Below are 18,683 nucleotides of genomic sequence, written 5' to 3' on the forward strand. Positions count from 1 at the left end.
GGCCCCTCAGCCCAGCGCCCTGAACCCCACCTGCACGTCCGGCGGATTGCAGTAACCAGAGCGCTGCTGCTGGTGCCGGCTCGCGTGATGCACCTCCACGCGACGGGCCAGCGCCTCGCGACCGAGGGCCTGGTAGGCCTCGACCATCAACGCCAGCGCCTCGGCTTGCCACAGCGCGTACTCCGTCGCCCAGCACGAGGCGTGGAGGTCTCTCCCGAGCGCGAGGGCATGGCGCGGATCCCCTTGCGCCAGCGCCTCACGCGCGCTGGCAATCCAGCCCGCTATCGGGGCCTGGAGGTCGCCCCGCGCAACCTGATAGTCGCCACGCTCGGCGGCAAACTCGAACTCGCCCGCGTCCCCCAGTGGCGTGACGGGACCGACGCCGCACGCCGTGTTCGCCATGCCCAGCCGCTCCTCGTACGGATGGAGCATCCCCGCCCGGTCTTCCGCCCGGATGCGCTCGACGCGCTCCTGGAAATCGTCGAGCGCCTCCACGATCAGCCGCGCGTCACAGACCCCCTGCTTCATCTCCTCCGCGAAGGAATGCGCTGGGTACCTCAGCGCGGCCTCCAGCCGCCTTCGCAGACCATCCAGGTACGTCTCGGCCCACCACTCGTCCTGCCCGTGCCGCGGCGAGCGCACCACCCCGCTCGGCATGCGAGCGGGATCGTCGTAGAAGAGGCCGTAGCGGTCCTGGCTGTCCTGAACCATCAGCAGCAGCTCGGGCGGGTCGTCGCAGCGGACCCCGTGCATCCGCGCATCGAACCCCTCCACCAGGGGCAGCTCGAGCCAGCCCTCCCGGAACAGATCGAGCACGCCGCAGAGCCGCCCGGGCTCGAGATCCATCAGGAAGAGCGCCTGCCACTCCTGCCTGGAGAGGCTCGAAAAGAAGGCCCAGGTGAGCGCCACCTGCTTCGGCAGCACGAAGCCGTGCGTCGCCGCGAGCCGCTCGGCCACGGCCGGGTGACGCGCCATCGCGCGCTCGTAGGCCTCGTCCCGCCGGCGCACCACGTCTTCCCTTCGCTCGGGGCGAGCGATCTCCAGGTACGCCTCGTACTCCGCCTCCGTGGGCGGCCGGTCGGGAAACGCCAGCTGCCGAGACGCCTCCAGCGTCGACGGCGCCTGCATCCCCCGCGCGAAGTCGTCTGCCGTGACGAGCGTGGCCTCTCGCAGCACCTGCGCACAGCCGATGGCCCCGAAGAGCTCGGGGTGACGCGCCGCCGCCGCGCGCGCGATCAAGGAGGGGAAGGCGCGCTTCCAGCCTTCGACGTACGCCTCCCAGCGCTCCCGTGACACGCCCGCGATGTCGTAGGTCACCATGACCTCCCGGACCTTGCGCGGCGAACCCTCCTCGCCCCCCTCGCTCAGGTGGACCACGAGGAGCAGCTCGCTCCCCTCGATGCAGATGCCGTCTGCCGAGGGCCTGCCGTCCCCGCGCCGGGACACATCGAGCGTCCACCGCCCCTCCACGAAAGGAAAGAGGCGGGCAGCAAGCGCCTCGACGTCAGCACCATCCACCATGCGTGATCCCTCCTGGTCGGCTCGGCTCCCCAGCGTGCCCCTCCACGCGGGGAGGCCAAGGGCACCGCGCCGCGCGCGCGACGACTGTACATGGAAGCGCCCAGTGCCTGGGTCTGCTCTGCAGAAGCCCCCTCGCCTCCTCCAGGGTGGAGCGAGCACCCCCACCGAGGGCCGGCTCATGGAGACGAAGGTGGGACTGTGACATCATGGTCTGCGTGACGGACTCCGAGAACACGGCGCTCACAGCGTTCAAGGCGGGCCTGCCCGAGGCACTGCACGGCGACGTCGACGCCCACGTCGAGGCAGCGCTCGGCGAGGCGGTGGCGCGCGGACGCACCGCGTGGCCTTCGGTGCAGCTCGGAGACGAAGCGTGGCTCGGGCACCTCGGCAGCCGCCTCCGGGAAGGCTCCCCCCTCGTGGACCAGCTCACCGCGATCGACGCCGGGGGCCTCTACCTGGCCGCCGGATGCTTGCGCGGCGTGCCGGCCGCCCTCGCCGCCTTCGAGACCGACGTGCTCCCCTCGGCGCGCCGAGCGCTCTCGCGACGTGCCGAGCCCGCGCTCGTGGACGAGCTGCTCCAGCAAGCCCGCGCGCGCTTGCTCACCGAACTCCACGGCCCCCCGCGGCTCGCCCTCTACGCGGGCCGAGGGCCTCTGGGCGGCTTCGTGCGGACCGTGGCCATGCACCTCCTCGCCGACGACACCGCCGCTGCCAGGCCGACCGAAGGCGACGAGGTGCTCGCCGCCCTCCCCGAGACCGCCGACGTCGAAGCAGGCCTCTGCCGCCTCGACCAGCAGCAGCACTTCCGCGCCGCCTTCCAGGAAGCCCTCACCTCCTTGACCCCCCGCGAGCGCGCCTTGATCCGCCTCAGCCTCCTCGATGGCCTCTCCATCGACGCCATCGCCCCCATGTACGGCGCCCACCGCGCGACCGTCGCCCGCTGGCTCGCCGCCGCACGAGACACCCTGGCGACGCGGACCCGCAAGGCCCTCGCCACCCGCCTCGGCCTGGGCCAGACCGACCTCGAGAGCCTCCTCGGCGGCGTCCTGAGCCGCTTCGACCTGAGCCTCTCCCGCCTGATGCGCGGCTCCCAGACGGGCCAGCTCCCCGCCGCCGACCCTGCCGCCGACCCCACCTGACGGCTCCCTCCGACGCCCGGTCGGATTTCTTGCGACCTCGTCCCGCCACGACCCGTCCCCTCGATGCGGGGTGCGAGCGCACTGCCGCGTTCCCCCCGGTCACCAAGGAGTCTCGTCGTGAAGCATGTCGTCTGGACGCTCATTCTTTCTTCTGTCGTGGCCTGCAGCTCCGGCGCCGATGACGGCGGCGACGGCGATGGAGGTGAGGGCGGCAGCACCTCCTCCACCTCGTCCACCACCTCCTCGACCGACACCGGGACCAACACCAGCACCAGCGACCTCACCGAGGAGCAGCGCCTGCAGATCTTCTGCGAAAAGACGATGCTGCCGCAATGCAACGCCTGGTTCACCTCCGTGGATCAGTGCCTTCAGCTCATGCGTCAGACGGCCAGCGCCGTCTGCGAAGAGCGGTGGGTGAAGGAAACCGACTGCCTCGCCGAGACCCAGGCCGCCGACTGGAGCTGCACCGGCTTCGGCGACCCCCAGATCGCAGGGACCCGCTGCCGTGACGAGTGGGGCTTCGGCTCGTTCTGCCGCATGGTCGTCACGAAGGCAGAGTGTTACGGAGCGCCATGCCAGTACAACGCCGACTGCCCCGGGAGCGCGCGGTGCAACGAAGCCACCGCCCACTGCGTCGAGCCCACCGCGGAGTGCGGCGCGCTCCCCTGCCAGTACAACAGCGACTGCCCCGACGCCTTCACGTGCAACGACGCGCTCGAACAGTGCGTCGTGAGAGACTGATCCGACGGCGACCGACGCAAGGAGTGTCCGGCTGATGGGCTGCCTCGACGAGAACCTGCTGTTCGAGCTGACCCAGGGGCTGCTCGACGAGGCCGCCCTGAGCGAGGCCGAGCGCCACCTGGACACCTGCCCCCGCTGCCGCCGCGCCGCCGCCGAAGCCCTGCGCACCAGCGAAGCCGCCGCCCCCCTGCCCCCTCCGCTCGTCGCGCGCGGCGCGGCCATCGGCCGCTACCTGGTCGTCGAGCGCGTGGGTGTGGGCGCCATGGGCCAGGTGTTCTCGGCCTACGATCCAGAGCTGGACCGCAAGGTGGCCCTCAAGCTGCTGCGCCCCTCGTCCCGCTCGGAGCAAGACGAGGCCGGACGCCGCGCGCGACTCGGCCGCGAGGCGCAGACCCTGGCCAAGCTCTCCCACCCGAACGTGGTCACCGTCTTCGATGTCGGCACCTGGGAGCAGCAGCTCTTCGTCGCTTTGGAGTTCGTCGCCGGCGGGTCGGCCCGTGACTGGATCGCCCGCGCCCCCAGAACCTGGCGCGACGTGGTGCGCCTCTGGGTGCAAGCAGGGCGCGGGCTCGCCGCAGCGCACGCAGCCGGGGTGGTGCACCGTGACGTGAAGCCCGACAACGTGCTCGTGCGCGACGACGACCGCGCCCAGGTGACCGACTTCGGCCTGGCCGCCGACACCCGCCCGAGCGACACCGCCCACGCCGCCCGAGACCTCGGCCTCACCGAGACCGGCGCCTTGCTCGGAACCCCGGCCTACATGGCCCCGGACCAGCTCGAAGGCGCCCCCGCGACCGAGGCGTCCGATCAGTTCGGCTTCTGCGTGTCCCTCTGGGAGGCGCTGTACGGGTCACGCCCCTACGAGGGGACCACCATCCCCGAGCTGGTGAAGGCCGCGCGCAAGGGCCCTCCGCGCGCGCCCCTCTCCGCGGCTTCCTCGGACGACCCGGCTTCCCCGGGCGACGTGGCCTCGCTCGACGCCACCACCACCTCCGCCGCGGCGCGACCTCCCCCTCCCCCCGCTGGCGTCCCGCTCGCCGTGCGCCGCCTCCTCCAGCGCGGCCTGCACCCCGACCCCGGCCAGCGCCACCCCTCGATGACCGCGCTCGTCGACGCCCTCGAACGGGTCACCCAGCGACCCCGGCGCGTGGGTCTCGCGGTGGTCCTGGGGTCCGTCGCGGTGGCCGCCGCGGCCCTCTTCGTCACGGGCTTCACCCGGCCCGTCCAGCGCCATCCGGCCTGCGTGCTCGCCGAGGAGCGACAGCAAGCCGGCTGGGACGACGCGGCCCGCACCACCCTGCGCGAGACGTTCGAGCGCACGGGCCTCTCGTACGCACGGCAGGCCTGGGAGCTCGTCGACGGCGCCGTGTCGGCGCGCGCAGAGGCCTGGCGAGGAGAGCGCGCCGAAGCGTGCGAGGCCGTGGTCGACACGAAGGCCCCCGATCCCCTCTTCCGGGCCCGGATGGCCTGCCTCGACGAGCGCCTCGCCGAGCTGACCGCCGCGGTCGAGGTGCTCGCTCTCGGTGGCGCGGCGTCCGTGAACCACGCCGCCAAGGTGATGTCTCACCTGCCCCCGCTCGGCGCCTGTGCCGGGGTGTCGGCCGAGAACGCGCCAGCAGGTCCGTGCGCGCCGTGCGTGGCCGCCCACGCCGACGTGGAGCGTGCCCGGGTGTTCCGGGAGCTGGGTCGGTTCGAGGATGCCGAGCGCATCACCCGGGAAGCGCTGGAGCGCCCTGCGACGCCCGAGCTCTCGGAGGCCCGCGCCGCGCTGCGCCTGGAGCACGCACGCGCCCTGGAGGCGCTCGGTCGCATCGACGACGCCGAGCGAGAGCTGCTCGACGCCGCCGTGGCCGCCGAGGAGGTGGGCAGCCGCGCCGTCGCCGGCGAGGCGTTCATCGAGCTGGGCTACCTCGTGGGCTACCAGCGGTCGCGCCCCGACGACGGGGAGCGATGGACGCGCCTCGCCGACGCCCTGAGCGCGGAGGAGGGCCCGGTGGCCGAGCGTGTGGCATCAGTCCGGGGGGTGATCGCAGCACGTCGGGGAAACCTGCCCGGCGCCGAGACGCACTTCCGCGCGGCGGAGGCGCTGATCCAGAAGCGGCTGGGGCCAGCCCACCCGCAGCGGGCGCGGGCGCTGTCGAACCTGGCGAACTCGCTGGTGCACCAGGCGCGCTTCGACGAGGCGCTGCCGCTGCTCAGGACATCCCACGAGCTGATCGTGGCCGCCCTCGGGGCCGATCATCCGGATGCATTCCAGGCGCTGAACTCGTGGGGAGCGGCGCTCGGGAACTCGGAGCGCTTCCAGGAGGCGGTGCCGGTCTTCGAGCAGGTGCTCGCGGGCTACAAGCGGACGCTGGGAGCGACGCACCCGCGCCTCGGGACGGCCGCGCTGAACCTCGCCGAGGCACACTTCCGGCTCGGGCACCACGCGGAGGCGCGGACGTTCTACGTGGAGGCCGCGGATGCGTGGGAGCGGGCGCTGGGGGCCGAGACGGCGGATCGGGCGCTCGCGCTGGCAGGTCTGACGCAGGTGCATGTGGCCGAGGGGCGGTGTGCCGAGGGGCTGGCGAAGGCTGAGGAGGCGCTGGGGATCTGCGGGAAGGCGTCGTGTGAGCCGATCGATGAGGCGACGATCGCGTTTCTTCTGGCGAAGTCGGCGGTGTGCGCAGGGCGGTCGAAGGCGGAGGTGATGCCGGTTGCGCGGCGGGCGCTGTCGCTGTTCGAGGTGCACGGGGCTGCGGCCGGGGAGCAGGTGGGTGAGGTGAAGGCGTGGTTGGGGCGGTGAATCCCACCGACGTGGGTTCGGGGTGGCTCTCGGGGGGTGGGGGGTTGAGCAGCCTCTCGCGGGGGTCGAGCAGCGCAGAGGGTGTGCCACGGGCGGAGGGGGTTCTTTCAAGTCATGCCGCGGGCAAGGTGGTGCGCGCGACTCCTTGGAACGCTGGCTGGGACATGGATGCTGGCTGGAGTGGAGCGCTGCTGGCTGGAGTGGAGCGCTGAATGGCGGCTCGTCAGCGTAGGAGCAACGCTTTCGAGACCAGAAGCGTAAGCTCACTCGTCGAGGGACCATGCGGAGGGCGAGTCTCTGGCGGCATGCTCGTAGGTCGGCCGCACGGGGGAGGAACTCACCAGCTACTTCACGCAGTTCGCGCTGACGTCGCCTCAGCGCTGGGTCTTCCACCAGGCAGACTCCCCCACGATGACCAGCGCGGCCCCCGCGCTCTCCACGAGCACGGCGAGCATCGTCGTCACCGCTCTTGGCGTCATCGCTGCCCTCATGACCTTCCTGGCGAGAGAGCGACGCGCCAGCGCCGACCCGCAGCCATGATTCCTCCTTGCCTCGCGAGGCCGGACGTCGCTCCGGTTGGAACGGGGGAATCGCGCTCCGGGAGCAAGAAGGGCACCACGCTCGGAGTCAGGGGCGTAGGATTCTCGTCGAGCGAGCAACGGCGGGGTCCTGGCGGCGAGCGGGTTCGTCGCTCGCATCAGGGCTGGGTGCATCACGACCGCACCACGCACGAGAGGGACGAGATGGCAGCACCGGCCCACCACGACGAAGAAGCCAGGACGTCATCGACCTCGCGGCATCCGCGCAACGGCCTGTCGACGGACGAGGGGGTGCTCGGGGAGGGGGTCCCCGCGGAATCCATGCCCTCGCCGGGGAAGGTCCTGGGTCTCGCGCTGGGGTTCGTCGTCGTCAGCCTGGCGGTCCGGGTCGGGGTGTGGATGGGCCTCTCGTCGGGGGCAGCGTGGAGGTTCTTCCGGGAGGCGGTGACGGCCATCGTGTCGCTGGGGATCACCATCGCGCTGACGGTCTGGGTTCAGCGAAAGCGTCCGGCGCTCCAGCATCCCGATCTCACGCTGCGCCCGCCGATCGGTGCGGCGAGTGCGCGCGTCGTCCTGGTGGGGCTCGCGGCGGGGACGCTGCTCTTCGCGACCGTCTTCGCCCTCGCGTGGCTCCTGGGGGAGGTCCGCAGCACCTGGCATGTCGCCGACCCCTCCGCGGCGATCACGACGCTGCTCGTCACCTCCGTGATGCTCTTCCTGGGCGCCACGTGGGAGGAGTACACCTTCCGGGGCTGGGCGTTCTCGGCCTGCGTCCGGCGGTTCGGGCCGCACGCGGTCGCGGTCGGGCTCGGGACCGCGTTCGGGCTCGCGCACCTCGTGAACGACGCTCCGAGTGTCCCGGCGATCGTCTCCGTCACACTCGCCGGGCTCCTCCTCGGCTACGCCATGCTCGCGTCGAGGAACATCCTGTTCCCCATCGGGCTCCACGTCGGCTGGAACGTCACACAGTTCGCGCTGACGTCATCGCATCTCTGGGTCTTCCACCAGGCGGGCGCTCCGACGCTGCCCAGCCAACCTCCCCAGCTCGAAGAGAGCATGGCGGGCATCGTCATCACCGCCCTCGGCGCCCTCGCTGCACTCGTAGCTTTCCTGGCCAGAGAGCGACGCGCCCGCACCGACCGGGAGCAAGAGGAGCGCGCGCTCCTGCCTCACAGGTAGCCACGAAGGGCGCGCAGCGTCTCCTGGACGCTCGGGGCCGCGAGCACCTCGTCTGCGACCTGGAACGCGCAACCTGCCCACCGGCGGCCGCCACTCTCAGCTTGCGCCTCGGAGACGCCTCGCGTCTATCCTGTGCTTCCAAGCCTCCTTCGTCGCGCCATGCTTTCCACCGACACCACCCCGCCCCTGAGCGAAGCCCAGATCCAGCAGTTCATCCTCGACGGCTTCGTGAAGCTCGACGACGCCTTCCCCCGCGCCGACGCCGACGCGGCCCGCGCCATCCTCTGGCGCGACACGGGCTGCGACCCCGAGGATCCCGCCACCTGGACCGAGCCCGTCGTCCGCCTCGGCATGTACGGACACGAGCCGTTCGCGCGCGCCGCGAGCAGCCCACGCCTCCACGCCGCGTTCGACCAGCTCGTCGGCGAAGGCCGCTGGCAGCCCCCCATCGCCCTCGGCACCTTCCCCGTCCGCTTCCCTTCCACGGACGACCCTGGCGACGCGGGCTGGCACATCGACGTCAGCTTCGGCATGGAGGACCCCGACTTCCTCGCCTGGCGCGCCAACGTCACCTCCAAGGGGCGCGCCCTGCTCATGCTCTTCCTGTTCTCCGACGTCGGCCCCGACGACGCCCCCACCCGCATCCGCGTCGGCTCGCACCTCGACATCGCACGGATGCTGGCCCCCGCGGGCGAAGCCGGCCTCTCCTTGCGCGAGCTGGCGGCGAGCGGCTTCGAGGAGACCGCGGGCCGGCCCGAAGAACTCGCCACAGGCGCAGCCGGAACCGTCTACCTCTGCCACCCCTTCCTCGTCCACGCGGCCCAGCCCCACCGCGGCCTGCGGCCCCGCTTCATGGCCCAGCCGCCACTCCTTCCGACCACGCCCTTCCAGCTCGATCGCCCCGAGAGCGAAGCGTCCCCCGTCGAGCTGGCCATCCAGCTCGCCCTGCGCGTCGACGACTGACCCGCGGGACCAGGCGAAGACACTCACCGCCCCTGCGCGGTCTCACGTCTTCCCCGTCAGCTCACGTCACCTCTCACGCCACCTCGCCAGAGTGCTCCCCTGGGTCACGTCACGTCCCCTGGGTCATGCCACGTCGCCCGGGCGCTTCGGCCACAGGGCCGAGAGGTCCAGCTCGATGGCGTCGAACGGCGCCGCGCGCACGAGTATGTCGTCACCCGCGAACACCTGCTCCAGCTCCCAGAGCGTGCGCGGCCCGAGGTGGAACACCTCCAGCGAGCGCGCCAGCGGATCGATCAGCCACAGCCAGCCCACCCCGGCGCGCGCATAGACTGGCATCTTCCGCGCACGGTCATGCACCGCCGTCGACGGCGAGAGCACCTCGCATACCCAGTCCGGCGCCAGCGTGAAGTATGCCGTCTCCGGCAGCGCTGGCATCCGCTCCAGCCTCCAGCCCGCAAGATCCGGCACCAGCACGTCTCGACCGACGTGAAGCTCGGGCTCGTCGAGGATGCGCCACCCACCGGGCCCTCCACGACCACGATGGAAGGGGCCGATCAGGTCCGCACCGAGCAGGGAAGCCAGCTCCGTGTGTGCCGGACCCGGACGCGGGAAGGTGTGGAGCACGTCACTCAGGATCTCCGCGACCAGGTGCTCCGGCACGGCTTCGAGGTCCGCGTACGTCGCTGGAGCTGCTTGCTTCCTCGCCGCCTCACCCATGGACACGAAGGTAGCGCATCATGGCGGCCGGCGCGCGTCATGGCCCCGCCCTGCCGCTTCGTCGCCTCGGCCTTGGCCCGCCCTTCCGTCTCGCCGCCTCGGCCTTGGCCCGGCCTGCCGCTTCGCCATCTCGGCGTTGCCCCGGCCTGCCGCTTCGCCGCCCGCAGCGTCGTCTCACCACCCTGCCGCTGCGCCCCTCGTCCTGCCGGGCCCCCGCCGTCAGCGCCACCAGGCGAACGTCCCCCCTGTCTCCGTCCCCTCCAGCCTGACCCGCTTCCAGCCTACGATGTCCCCATGCGCGTCCCCCCTCCGCGTGCGCTCCGAACCGCATGCATCGCCGGAGCTCTCCTTTTCTGGCCCGGATGCCGGCCCGATCCCGCCGAACCGCCCTCCCCTCCCCCGGCTCCGTCCGTCACCCCAGCGCCGCCCTCGCCTGCGACCACCGCTCCCGCATCGACCCCGGGCAGCACCGCGCCCCTGGACAGGGCCTCCTCGCCTCCAGAGAACGCGCAGCACCCGGCAACCAGTGACGCAAAACCATCGCCGTTCGAGGTCACCCTGAAGGCCGTCGTCGCCGACCAGGCCGATGGGAAGGCCAAGGCGCTCGTCGTCCACGTCGACCCGCGCTTCACCGTGCGCCTCCGCGTCACCCAGGTCGAGCCTGCGACCGCGCTGCTCGAACCAGGCCTCTACGACGTCGCGCTCCACAGCCCCTCGCGCACCTTCGGCACCAGCGAACTCCCACCAGGCCGACGGCTGCGGCTTCGGCTCACGGTCCACCCTCCGCTCACGCCGGATGCCCTCCCTGGTTACTCCGGCCTGCGGGTGGAGTGACGCCGACCGCACCGGGACGGTAGCCACGCAGAGTGAACGCCGCGCAAAAGCAAAAGGCCGACGAGGCTCTCCCTCGCCGGCCTTTGCATTGGCCTACGGGCCATTCATCCGGCATTCCACCGGTTCATGACGACCAATGAAGCGTGAATTCAGCAGTCGGTGCCCGGCGCGATGGCCAGAGTCACCTTCGCCATCAGCTCACCTCCGCACACGCTGCGGCCTCGGACGACTCGTCCACCACCACCGTGCCCCGCGTCGTGGTGGTTGCCTCGACACGTGGCCCCTCGACGAGCGCTCTCGCCTCGGGTTCCGCGGCGAGCGCCACGACCTCTGCCTGCTCCTCCGCGTTCTTCTTCCGCGTCTTTGCGGCCTTCTTGGCGATGGCCGAGCGGTAGGTCCGGGTCTTCTGGTACCTGGCCAGAAGCTCCGGCATCTCCTTCCCGCGCCGCTCGACGGAGGCTCCGATGTTCAGCAGGATGTGCTGACGCTGGTCTTCGAGAACGTAGCGCGTCTCGGAGAGCATCTCGGCGAACTTCAGCACAGGCGCAAGAAATTCGTCGATGCGCGCGATTCGCTCGTTCAAGAGGAAGAGCTGGGTCATGTCGGCGGTGGTGACACCCGCCTTCTCCGCCCACACGACCTCGTTCCCGATGATCTCGGCGAGCACCCTGTCGAGGCCCCTCTGCGCCGTTCTCATTCCCTTCAACGCGCTCGGTTCGAGATCGACCAGATAATCGAACTCCGCGCCATTGAACACACGCTCCCCCACGAGGGGGTTTAACGGTCCAGCCATGGTTTCCTCCTGGCTCTCACCTCGACAGGGATCGTGGCGAGCGAATCTCGCTCGGCCCCTGTCAGGCAGTGCCGGTTCGATTGCGCAATGCATCGCAATCGTGGCAACGATGTTAATGGCGGAAAGTCGACCGTCAAGGGCGGGTCTGACGATTTTGACTTCTTCCAGTTTCACGGAAACCAGCCCAAGCGCGCCAGTCACCACAATCCAAGGGTGAGAGCACGACACACAAACACATCATTCAATGATTCCCGACGGATACACCACCACGAGGGCCTCACGGTTCTCTCTGAACGGCACGGCAGGGGCAAGCCGTGGCGGTTCACGCACCTCCTGCACGTGCTTCCCCAACCACGTGCTCGTGCTTCCCCAACCACGTGCACGCGCTTCCTCTACCTCCAGTTCGTGCTTCCCCAAGCACGTGCACGCGCTTCCTCTACCTCCAGTTCGTGCTTCCTCCACCTCCAGCTCGTGCTTCCCCAACCACGTGCACGCGCTTCCTCTACCTCCAGTTCGTGCTTCCCCAAGCACGTGCACGCGCTTCCTCTACCTCCAGTTCGTGCTTCCTCCACCTCCAGCTCGTGCTTCCCCAAGCACGTGCACGCGCTTCCTCTACCTCCAGTTCGTGCTTCCCCCACCTCCAGCTCGCGCTTCCCCAAGCACGTGCACGTGCTTCCTCCACCTCCAGCTCGTGCTTCCCCAAGCACGTGCACGTGCTTCCTCCACCTCCAGCTCGTGCTTCCCCAACCTCCAGCTCGTGCTTCCCCAAGCACGTGCACGTGCTTCCTCCACCTCCAGCTCGTGCTTCCCCAACCTCCAGCTCGTGCTTCCCCAACCTCCAACTCGTGCTTCCCCCACCTCCAACTCGTGCTTCCCCAAGCACGTGCACGCGCTTCCTCTACCTCCAGCTCGTGCTTCCCCAACCTCCAGCTCGTGCTTCCTCCACCTCCTTTCATGTGCGTCTTCAACCTTGCTCCTGGATCATTTGTACCCCCGGATCACCATCGATCCAGATTCGTGCCTCCTTCTGAAGCTCGCCCCCCTGCCCGACCCAGATGCTCGCGCATTGGACGCAAGGACCAACTCGGTCGTGAGGCACAGCGTGTGCAAACGAACAGGTGACACTGCTGATAGCGCGGTGTCGACAGGAGGACTTCCCTTCGATGTTATCGACGAGGCTCGGCTTCCCTTTGAGGACGGCGCTCGTGGCACTCTGCGCCTGCAACCCGGCTGCACCTCTCCCTGCGTGTGGAGGTGGATCTGCAGCCGATGACCCACACAGCAGAGAGAGCGGTGCTCCTGCGCAGAACGGCGCAGCTGGCGCTGGCGGCCATGCTGGGAGCGGCCATGACCCCGCCGGCGCTGGAGGTCTCGGTGGTGCCCACGGCGCCACCAACGCAGGTGGACAGGGGGACGCCGGAAGCCAGGGTGCTGGAGGAGGCCAGGGTGCGGGCGGAGGCCAGGGTGCGGGCGGAGGCCAAGGTGCGGGCGGAAGCCAGGGTGCGGGCGGAGGCCAAGGTGGCAGCGCTTCGGCCACGATCTGCCTGCCTCATGGCGAACATGGCCAGCCCGCGCCACCAGGGACGCCCTGCCCCGATACCGACCCGTGCAACGGGAGTGAGGCTTGCGACGGGGCCGGTCATTGTGTCGCAGGTCCGCCTCCTGCGATTGATGATGGGAATCCCTGTACGTTCGACGCTTGTGATTCCATGAATGGCGTGATGCACACGGCCTGCGCGCCACTGGATCGCACGGTCGTCACCTTGCCAGCGGACGGGCTGGCATTCCTCCTCGAAGGCGCCGATCCCATCCAGACCGGCGCGGAGCCGGGGATCTTTTCCCCACGGCGCGCGGCTGGGCTTCGAGGCACGGTCCGCACCGTCGATGGCACCCCGTTGCCTGACGTCACCATTGCGCTCCTCGATCACCCCGAGCACGGGACGACGCGCACCTTTGCGGATGGTGGTTTCACGATGGTGGCTCGAGGGGGCGGTTCGCTCGTGGTCACCTACCAGGCCGATGGGTTCTTGCCGGCAGCCCGTCGGATCGACGTTCCGTGGCAAGGCTATGCGCACGCCCCGGAGGTCGTGCTCGTCCCACGCGATCCTCGGGTCACGCTGCTCGATCTCGATACCGCTCCTCCGTATGCCGAAGCCCGCGGCAGCGTCGTCACCGATGCCGACGGCACGCGCCAGGCCACGGTGCTGTTTCCGCCAGGTACGACAGCGGATCTCCTGCTGCCAGATGGGACGCTCCAGCCCATCAGCACGCTGAGCTTACGCGCGACCGAGTACACCGTCGGCGCGCAGGGCCCGGCGGCGATGCCCGGGGAGCTGCCGCCGACGAGCGGGTACACGTACGCCGTCGAGCTGAGCGCGGACGAAGCGCTCGCAGCAGGTGCGGTGAGCATCGAGTTCAACCAGCCGATCCCGTTCTACGTCGACAATTTCCTCGGATTTCCTGCCGGCACGGTGGTGCCCATGGGCTACTACGACCGCGCTCGCGCGGCGTGGATCCCGTCGGACAATGGGCGGGTGATCGAGATCGTCGACGTCTCGGGTGGCCTGGCGATGCTCGACACGGAGGGGGACGGTGCACCGGACGACAGCGCCACGCTCGATGCGCTCGGCATCACGCCGGAGGAGCAAGCGAAGCTCGCGCAGCTCTACCCACCCGGGCATTCGCTGTGGCGGGTGCCGATCCAGCATTTCACGCCGTGGGATTGCAACTGGCCGTTTGGCTTCCCGGCGGATGCCTGCGTCCCGCTGAGCCTGACCTGCTCGATGGAGGGCGGCGAGGGCGGCGAGGGCGGCGAGGTCGGCGAGGGGGGAGACGAGAGCCGCGATCCGGACCGGAGTGAGCCGGAGCCCGCGGCCTGTGAAGAGAAGGGCTCGATCATCGACTGCGAGAACCAGGTGCTCGGGGAGACGCTGCCGATCGTGGGGACGCCGTTCTCGCTGCACTACCGGAGTGATCGCGCGGCCGGTCATGCGGCGCGGAGCACGATGACGATCCCGCTCGCGCGTGGAGGCGTGCCTGCGTCGGTGAAGCGCATCGAGCTGCACATCGAGATCGCGGGGCGTCACCTCGAGCAGTCGTTCGTCTGTCCATGCGAGGCGAGCAGCGAGACGACCTTCGTATGGGACGGCAAGGATGCCTTGGGCCGCGAGACGCAGGGTGAGCAGAAGGTCACGGTGCGCATCGGGTATGTCTACGAGGGGGTGTACCTCGCTCCGGATGACTTCGGGCCTGCGTTCGGTGCGTTCGCAGGGGCGGAGCTCTCGAACAGCCGCACGCGCAGTGAGGTGACGACCTGGAAGCGATGGGAAGGGCGGCTCGGAGGGCTCACGGCGTCGGCGCTGGGGCTCGGCGGGTGGAGGGTGGATGTGCACCACGTCTACAGCCCGGGGGCGGAGGTGCTCTACCTGGGCGATGGGCGGCGGCGCACGGGGGCCGCGCTGGGCACGGAGCTGCGGACGGTCGCGGGCAAGGGGGGAACCACGGGGGCGCTCGGGGATGGGGGGCCTGCAGTCAGCGCGCCGCTGGATACCGTCTCCGGGGTGGCGGTCGGTCCGGATGGGAGCGTGTACCTCAGCTCGACGGGGCAGGCGCGCATCCGGCGGGTCGATCCGGAGGGGGTGATCTGGGCGGTCGCTGGGACGGGGGTGAGCGGTGGTGCGGGAGATGGGGGGCCGGCCTTGCAGGCGCAGGTACAGGCGCCGAGGGGGCTGGCGCTGGGCGCGGATGGGAGCCTCTACGTCGCGGAACAAGGTGGTCATCGGGTGCGCAAGATCGCGGTGGATGGGACGATCACCACGGTCGCTGGAGACGGGACGGCGGGGGTCTCGGGGGACGGGGGGCCGGCGACGCAGGCGCAGCTCCGGAATCCGTTCAGCGTTGCGGTGACCGACGACGGGACGCTGTTCATCGCCGACACGCAGAACCATCGGATCCGGCGGGTGGGGATGGATGGGACGATCACGACGGTTGCGGGGACCGGAACCGCGGGGTTCTCGGGGGATGGAGGGCTTGCGACGGCGGCTCGGCTGGGGAGTCCTCGAGGGGTCGTGGTCGCGCGGGATGGTGGGTTGTTCGTCGTCGACCACGACAACCACCGGATCCGGCAGGTCGATCGGCGGGGGAGGATCACCACGTTTGCGGGGACGGGTGTCGCGGGGACGACGGGGGATGGAGGGCCGGCGCGTGCGGCTCGGCTGCGGAACCCGACGGCTGCGGTGCTGGACGCGGAGGGGACGCTCCATGTGGCGGATAGCGCGGGCTACCTGATCCGGAGGATCACGTCGGAGGGGGTGATCCATGCGGTCGCCGGGACGGGGAGCTGCTGTGATGTTCCTCTGCCGGAGGGGGAGCGGGCCTTGAATGCGCGCGTCGGGACCATCGCGCAGCTCGCGCTGGGACCGGATGGGGGGCTCTACACGGCCGAGATGGTGCTGCACCGGGTGCGGCGCATCGCTCGGTCGCCGCTGCCTGGGGTGGCGCTCACCGAGCTGGCCATCCCGAGCGAGGATGCGCGGAAGGCGTACGTGTTCAGCGGGACGGGGCGGCACCTGCGCACGATCGATGTGCGGACGGGCGCGACGCTGCTGGGGTTTCATTACGATCCGGCGGGGTTGCTCACGGGGATCGAGGATGGGGATGGGGCGCTGATGACGATCTCGCGGGGGGCCAGCGGGACGGCCACGGGGCTCACTGGAGCGTTCGGGCAGACCACCACGTTGAGTGTCGATGGGGAGGGGTTGCTGGCAGTCGTGAGGAACCCGGCCAGCGAGAGCACCACCCTCGGCTACGACACCCGCGGGCTGCTCACGCGGCGCACCGATGCGCTCGGCCGCGAGCACAGCTTTGCGTACGACAACCTGGGGCGGCTCACGCAAGACAGCGATCCTGCTGGCGGGAGCAAGACGCTGACGCGCAGTGGGACCGGGAGCGGGCGTGCCGTGAGCGTGACGACGGCGCTCGGTCGGACCACCACCTATGCGGTCCAGCGTCCGGGGGCGGCTGACGTGCAACGCAGCGTCACCAACAGCGCCGGGCTGCTGGGGACGAGGGGTCCTGGTGCTGCTGGCCAGACGGCGATGCAGCTTCCGGACGGGCGCACGGTGCGCTGGTCGCTGGCGCCGGATCCGGTGTTCGGGATGCTCGCGCCTTACCGGAAGCAAGAGAGCGTCACCACGCCGGGGGGCCGGACGCTCACGGTGACGCGCTCGCGCAGTGCCACGCTGTCGAACCCTGCCGACCCGTCGAGTTTCGTGTCGCTTCAGGACATGACGAACATCAACGGAAAGTCGTTCGTCGACGTATATGCACGCGGCACACGGACGACGACACGCACGACACCGGCAGGCCGGAGCTTCGTCATGACGACGGATCTGCAAGGCCGGGTCGAGCAGATCGTGGTAGCAGGAATGCATCCCGTGCAGCTCACCTACGGGCCCCACGGACGCCTCGACGCCATGACACAGGGGATGCGCACGATCTCGCATGCCTACGGTCCGCACGGGTTTCGGGTCAGCACGACCGATCCGCTCGGGCAGGTGGAGGGGTTCATCCTCGATCCGGTGGGGCGCGTGCAGGAGGCACAGCGGCCGGATGGTGACGTGGTGCTCTACGAGCATGACCTCGTCGGGAACCTGGTCTCGGTCACGCCGCCGGGCCGACCTGCGCACAGCTTCGGGTACACCGCGCTGGATATGCGGGCGTCGTACACTCCGCCGCCGCCGGCCGCTGGGCCGACGACATCGACGCAATGGGGCTATGACCTCGACGGTCAGCTCGCCATGACGACCCTGCCTGGTGGCGCGACGCTGACCCATGCGCGGGATGCGGCGGGGCGCTTGTCCGAGCTGGCGTTTGCTGGGGAAACCGTTGCACGCACGTACCACCCGACCACGGGCAAGCTCACGTCCATCACGGGGCCTGCTGGCGTTGATTTGAACTTCAGTCATGACGGCGAGCTGCTCACCGACGTCACGTGGACAGGCGCCATCAGCGGCACCATCCATCGGGTTTACGACAACGATCTAAAGCTTGCGCAGGAGCAGGTGAACGGCGGGCATGCCGTGGCGTTCGGGCGGGATCCTGATGGGCTGCTCACGAGTGCTGGACCACTCAGCCTCACACGCGATCCCCAGAACGGCTTGCTCACGAGCATCACCGTCGGGCAGGTGGTCGAGACGTTGAGCCATGATGCTTACGGGGAGATCATCGCGCGGAGCGTGACGATCGATGGCGCTGCCCTGATGACGGTCAGCTACACCCGCGACCTGCTTGGCCGCATCGTCGAGAAGACCGAGACGCTGAGCGGGATCACCCACGTCACCGGCTACGACTACGATCTCGCGGGCCGGCTTCGCGAGGTCTACCTCGACAGCAGCCTGGCGCTTCACATCGACCACGATGCCAATGGCAATCCGCTCGCCCGCGTCACCCCTGATGCCGTGGTCGAGGAGCAATTCGATGCGCAGGATCGTCTGCTCTTCCAGGGTGATCTCGCCTTCACCTACGACGACGCGGGCAACCTTCAGAGCCGCACCGACACCGCGACCAGCGACACGACAAACTACGGCTACGACGACCTCGGCAACCTGCGCCAGGTGACGCTGCCCAGCGGAACGGTGATCGACTACGTCGTCGATGGCCTCGGGCGCCGTGTCGGGAAAAAGGTCGACGGTGTGCTGGTGAAGGGCTGGCTCTACCGCGACAGGCTCCAGCCGGCTGCCGAGATAGGCCCGAGTGGTGCGGTCGTTGCCCGCTTCATCTACGGTGAGAGGATCAATGTTCCGGAATTGATGCTCAAGGGGGGAGTCGTGTATCGGCTGGTCACCGATCTGGTCGGTAGCGTGCGTCTTGTAGTCGACGTCATGACGGCCGCCATTGCACAACGTCTTGATTACGACGCCTTCGGCCACCTCTTGCTCGACACCAGTCCAGGCTTTCAGCCGTTCGGCTTCGCGGGAGGATTGTACGATTCAGACACGCAGCTCGTGAGGTTCGGCGCGCGCGACTACGACGCCGAGGCGGCCCGGTGGACGGCCAAGGATCCGCTTCTTTTCGACGGTGGCGATACCAATCTCTACGCCTATGCGCTGGGTGACCCGGTGAATCGGACAGATCCGACCGGGCGGTCAGCCGTGGTGTGGGAGTGGTTTGGACAAGGGGTCTCGGTGACTGGCGGCGTACTCCTTCTGCCGGTGGCGATACCAAGTCTATGCATCCTGATGGCTTTGACGCTGAAAAGCGATGCAGCCTCCGAGGACGGCGACGAGGAAACGCGCCAGTATTGTGAGTCGATCCGAAGTGTCGACATCGCGACATGCAGAGGACTGAAAACGAGTAGAGGAAGGGCGGTTTGCTACTCCAGCGCAAACGAGCGGTATGCAGCCTGTATCGTTGGCAGACCGATGGAGGGTCTTGTCACGTGGGGGTAGTCGACAGCCAGGAGAGCTGGCGGG

10 protein-coding genes are annotated in these 18,683 nt (G+C 69.6%); 7 read left to right on the forward strand and 3 right to left on the reverse strand.

Annotated elements, in window-relative coordinates:
• Positions 1–6 precede the first annotated feature (6 nt).
• Positions 7–1,521, reverse strand: coding sequence for a hypothetical protein (locus CMC5_RS29535; RefSeq protein WP_050433532.1), 1,515 nt, complete (start codon positions 1,519–1,521; stop codon positions 7–9).
• 215 nt (positions 1,522–1,736) lie between these two features.
• On the opposite strand from CMC5_RS29535, the gene CMC5_RS29540 reads away from it, so the two are divergent.
• From CMC5_RS29540 to CMC5_RS29560, 5 genes are all read left to right on the forward strand, one after another.
• A complete protein-coding gene (locus tag CMC5_RS29540) occupies positions 1,737–2,660 on the forward strand; it encodes a sigma-70 family RNA polymerase sigma factor (protein ID WP_169796703.1) in 924 nt (307 codons plus the stop codon).
• Positions 2,661–2,777: 117 nt separating this feature from the next.
• Positions 2,778–3,401: a hypothetical protein gene (locus CMC5_RS29545; RefSeq protein WP_156338940.1), complete on the forward strand. Its 624-nt coding sequence runs from the start codon at positions 2,778–2,780 to the stop codon at positions 3,399–3,401.
• Positions 3,402–3,435: 34 nt separating this feature from the next.
• Complete coding sequence (locus CMC5_RS29550) at positions 3,436–6,186, forward strand: serine/threonine-protein kinase (RefSeq protein WP_050433535.1); 2,751 nt, start codon at positions 3,436–3,438, stop codon at positions 6,184–6,186.
• A 743-nt stretch (positions 6,187–6,929) separates the two neighbouring features.
• Entirely contained in the window at positions 6,930–7,904 is a 975-nt protein-coding gene (locus CMC5_RS46135; protein ID WP_050433536.1) for a CPBP family intramembrane glutamic endopeptidase, read from the forward strand.
• A 159-nt stretch (positions 7,905–8,063) separates the two neighbouring features.
• Positions 8,064–8,867, forward strand: a complete 804-nt coding sequence (locus CMC5_RS29560) for a phytanoyl-CoA dioxygenase family protein (RefSeq protein ID WP_050433537.1) — start codon at positions 8,064–8,066, stop codon at positions 8,865–8,867.
• A 123-nt stretch (positions 8,868–8,990) separates the two neighbouring features.
• Here the strand turns inward: CMC5_RS29560 and CMC5_RS29565 are convergent, their stop codons facing one another.
• Entirely contained in the window at positions 8,991–9,584 is a 594-nt protein-coding gene (locus tag CMC5_RS29565; RefSeq protein ID WP_050433538.1) for a Uma2 family endonuclease, read from the reverse strand.
• Between the two features lie 294 nt (positions 9,585–9,878).
• Here CMC5_RS29565 and CMC5_RS29570 point away from each other — a divergent pair, with 294 nt between their 5' ends.
• On the forward strand, positions 9,879–10,418 hold the full coding sequence (locus tag CMC5_RS29570) for a hypothetical protein (protein WP_050433539.1): 540 nt from the start codon (positions 9,879–9,881) through the stop codon (positions 10,416–10,418).
• 193 nt (positions 10,419–10,611) lie between these two features.
• Here the strand turns inward: CMC5_RS29570 and CMC5_RS29575 are convergent, their stop codons facing one another.
• A complete protein-coding gene (locus CMC5_RS29575) occupies positions 10,612–11,211 on the reverse strand; it encodes a hypothetical protein (protein ID WP_156338941.1) in 600 nt (199 codons plus the stop codon).
• Positions 11,212–12,932: 1,721 nt separating this feature from the next.
• Here CMC5_RS29575 and CMC5_RS29585 point away from each other — a divergent pair.
• The gene (locus tag CMC5_RS29585; protein ID WP_156338942.1) at positions 12,933–18,659 is read left to right on the forward strand and encodes an NHL domain-containing protein; all 5,727 of its coding nucleotides are present in this window, start codon (positions 12,933–12,935) and stop codon (positions 18,657–18,659) included.
• Positions 18,660–18,683 lie beyond the last annotated feature (24 nt).

The organism is Chondromyces crocatus (assembly GCF_001189295.1).
Taxonomy (GTDB): Bacteria; Myxococcota_A; Polyangia; order Polyangiales; family Polyangiaceae; genus Chondromyces; species Chondromyces crocatus.

What these genes read in the sequence shown, in the direction of transcription:
- CMC5_RS29535 (WP_050433532.1), bottom strand. Translation starts at nt 1,521, where the DNA reads ATGGTGGATGGTGCTGACGTCGAGGCGCTTGCTGCCCGCCTCTTTCCT.
- CMC5_RS29550 (WP_050433535.1), top strand. Translation starts at nt 3,436, where the DNA reads ATGGGCTGCCTCGACGAGAACCTGCTGTTCGAGCTGACCCAGGGGCTG.
- CMC5_RS46135 (WP_050433536.1), top strand. Translation starts at nt 6,930, where the DNA reads ATGGCAGCACCGGCCCACCACGACGAAGAAGCCAGGACGTCATCGACC.
- CMC5_RS29560 (WP_050433537.1), top strand. Translation starts at nt 8,064, where the DNA reads ATGCTTTCCACCGACACCACCCCGCCCCTGAGCGAAGCCCAGATCCAG.
- CMC5_RS29565 (WP_050433538.1), bottom strand. Translation starts at nt 9,584, where the DNA reads ATGGGTGAGGCGGCGAGGAAGCAAGCAGCTCCAGCGACGTACGCGGAC.
- CMC5_RS29570 (WP_050433539.1), top strand. Translation starts at nt 9,879, where the DNA reads ATGCGCGTCCCCCCTCCGCGTGCGCTCCGAACCGCATGCATCGCCGGA.
- CMC5_RS29575 (WP_156338941.1), bottom strand. Translation starts at nt 11,211, where the DNA reads ATGGCTGGACCGTTAAACCCCCTCGTGGGGGAGCGTGTGTTCAATGGC.
- CMC5_RS29585 (WP_156338942.1), top strand. Translation starts at nt 12,933, where the DNA reads ATGCACACGGCCTGCGCGCCACTGGATCGCACGGTCGTCACCTTGCCA.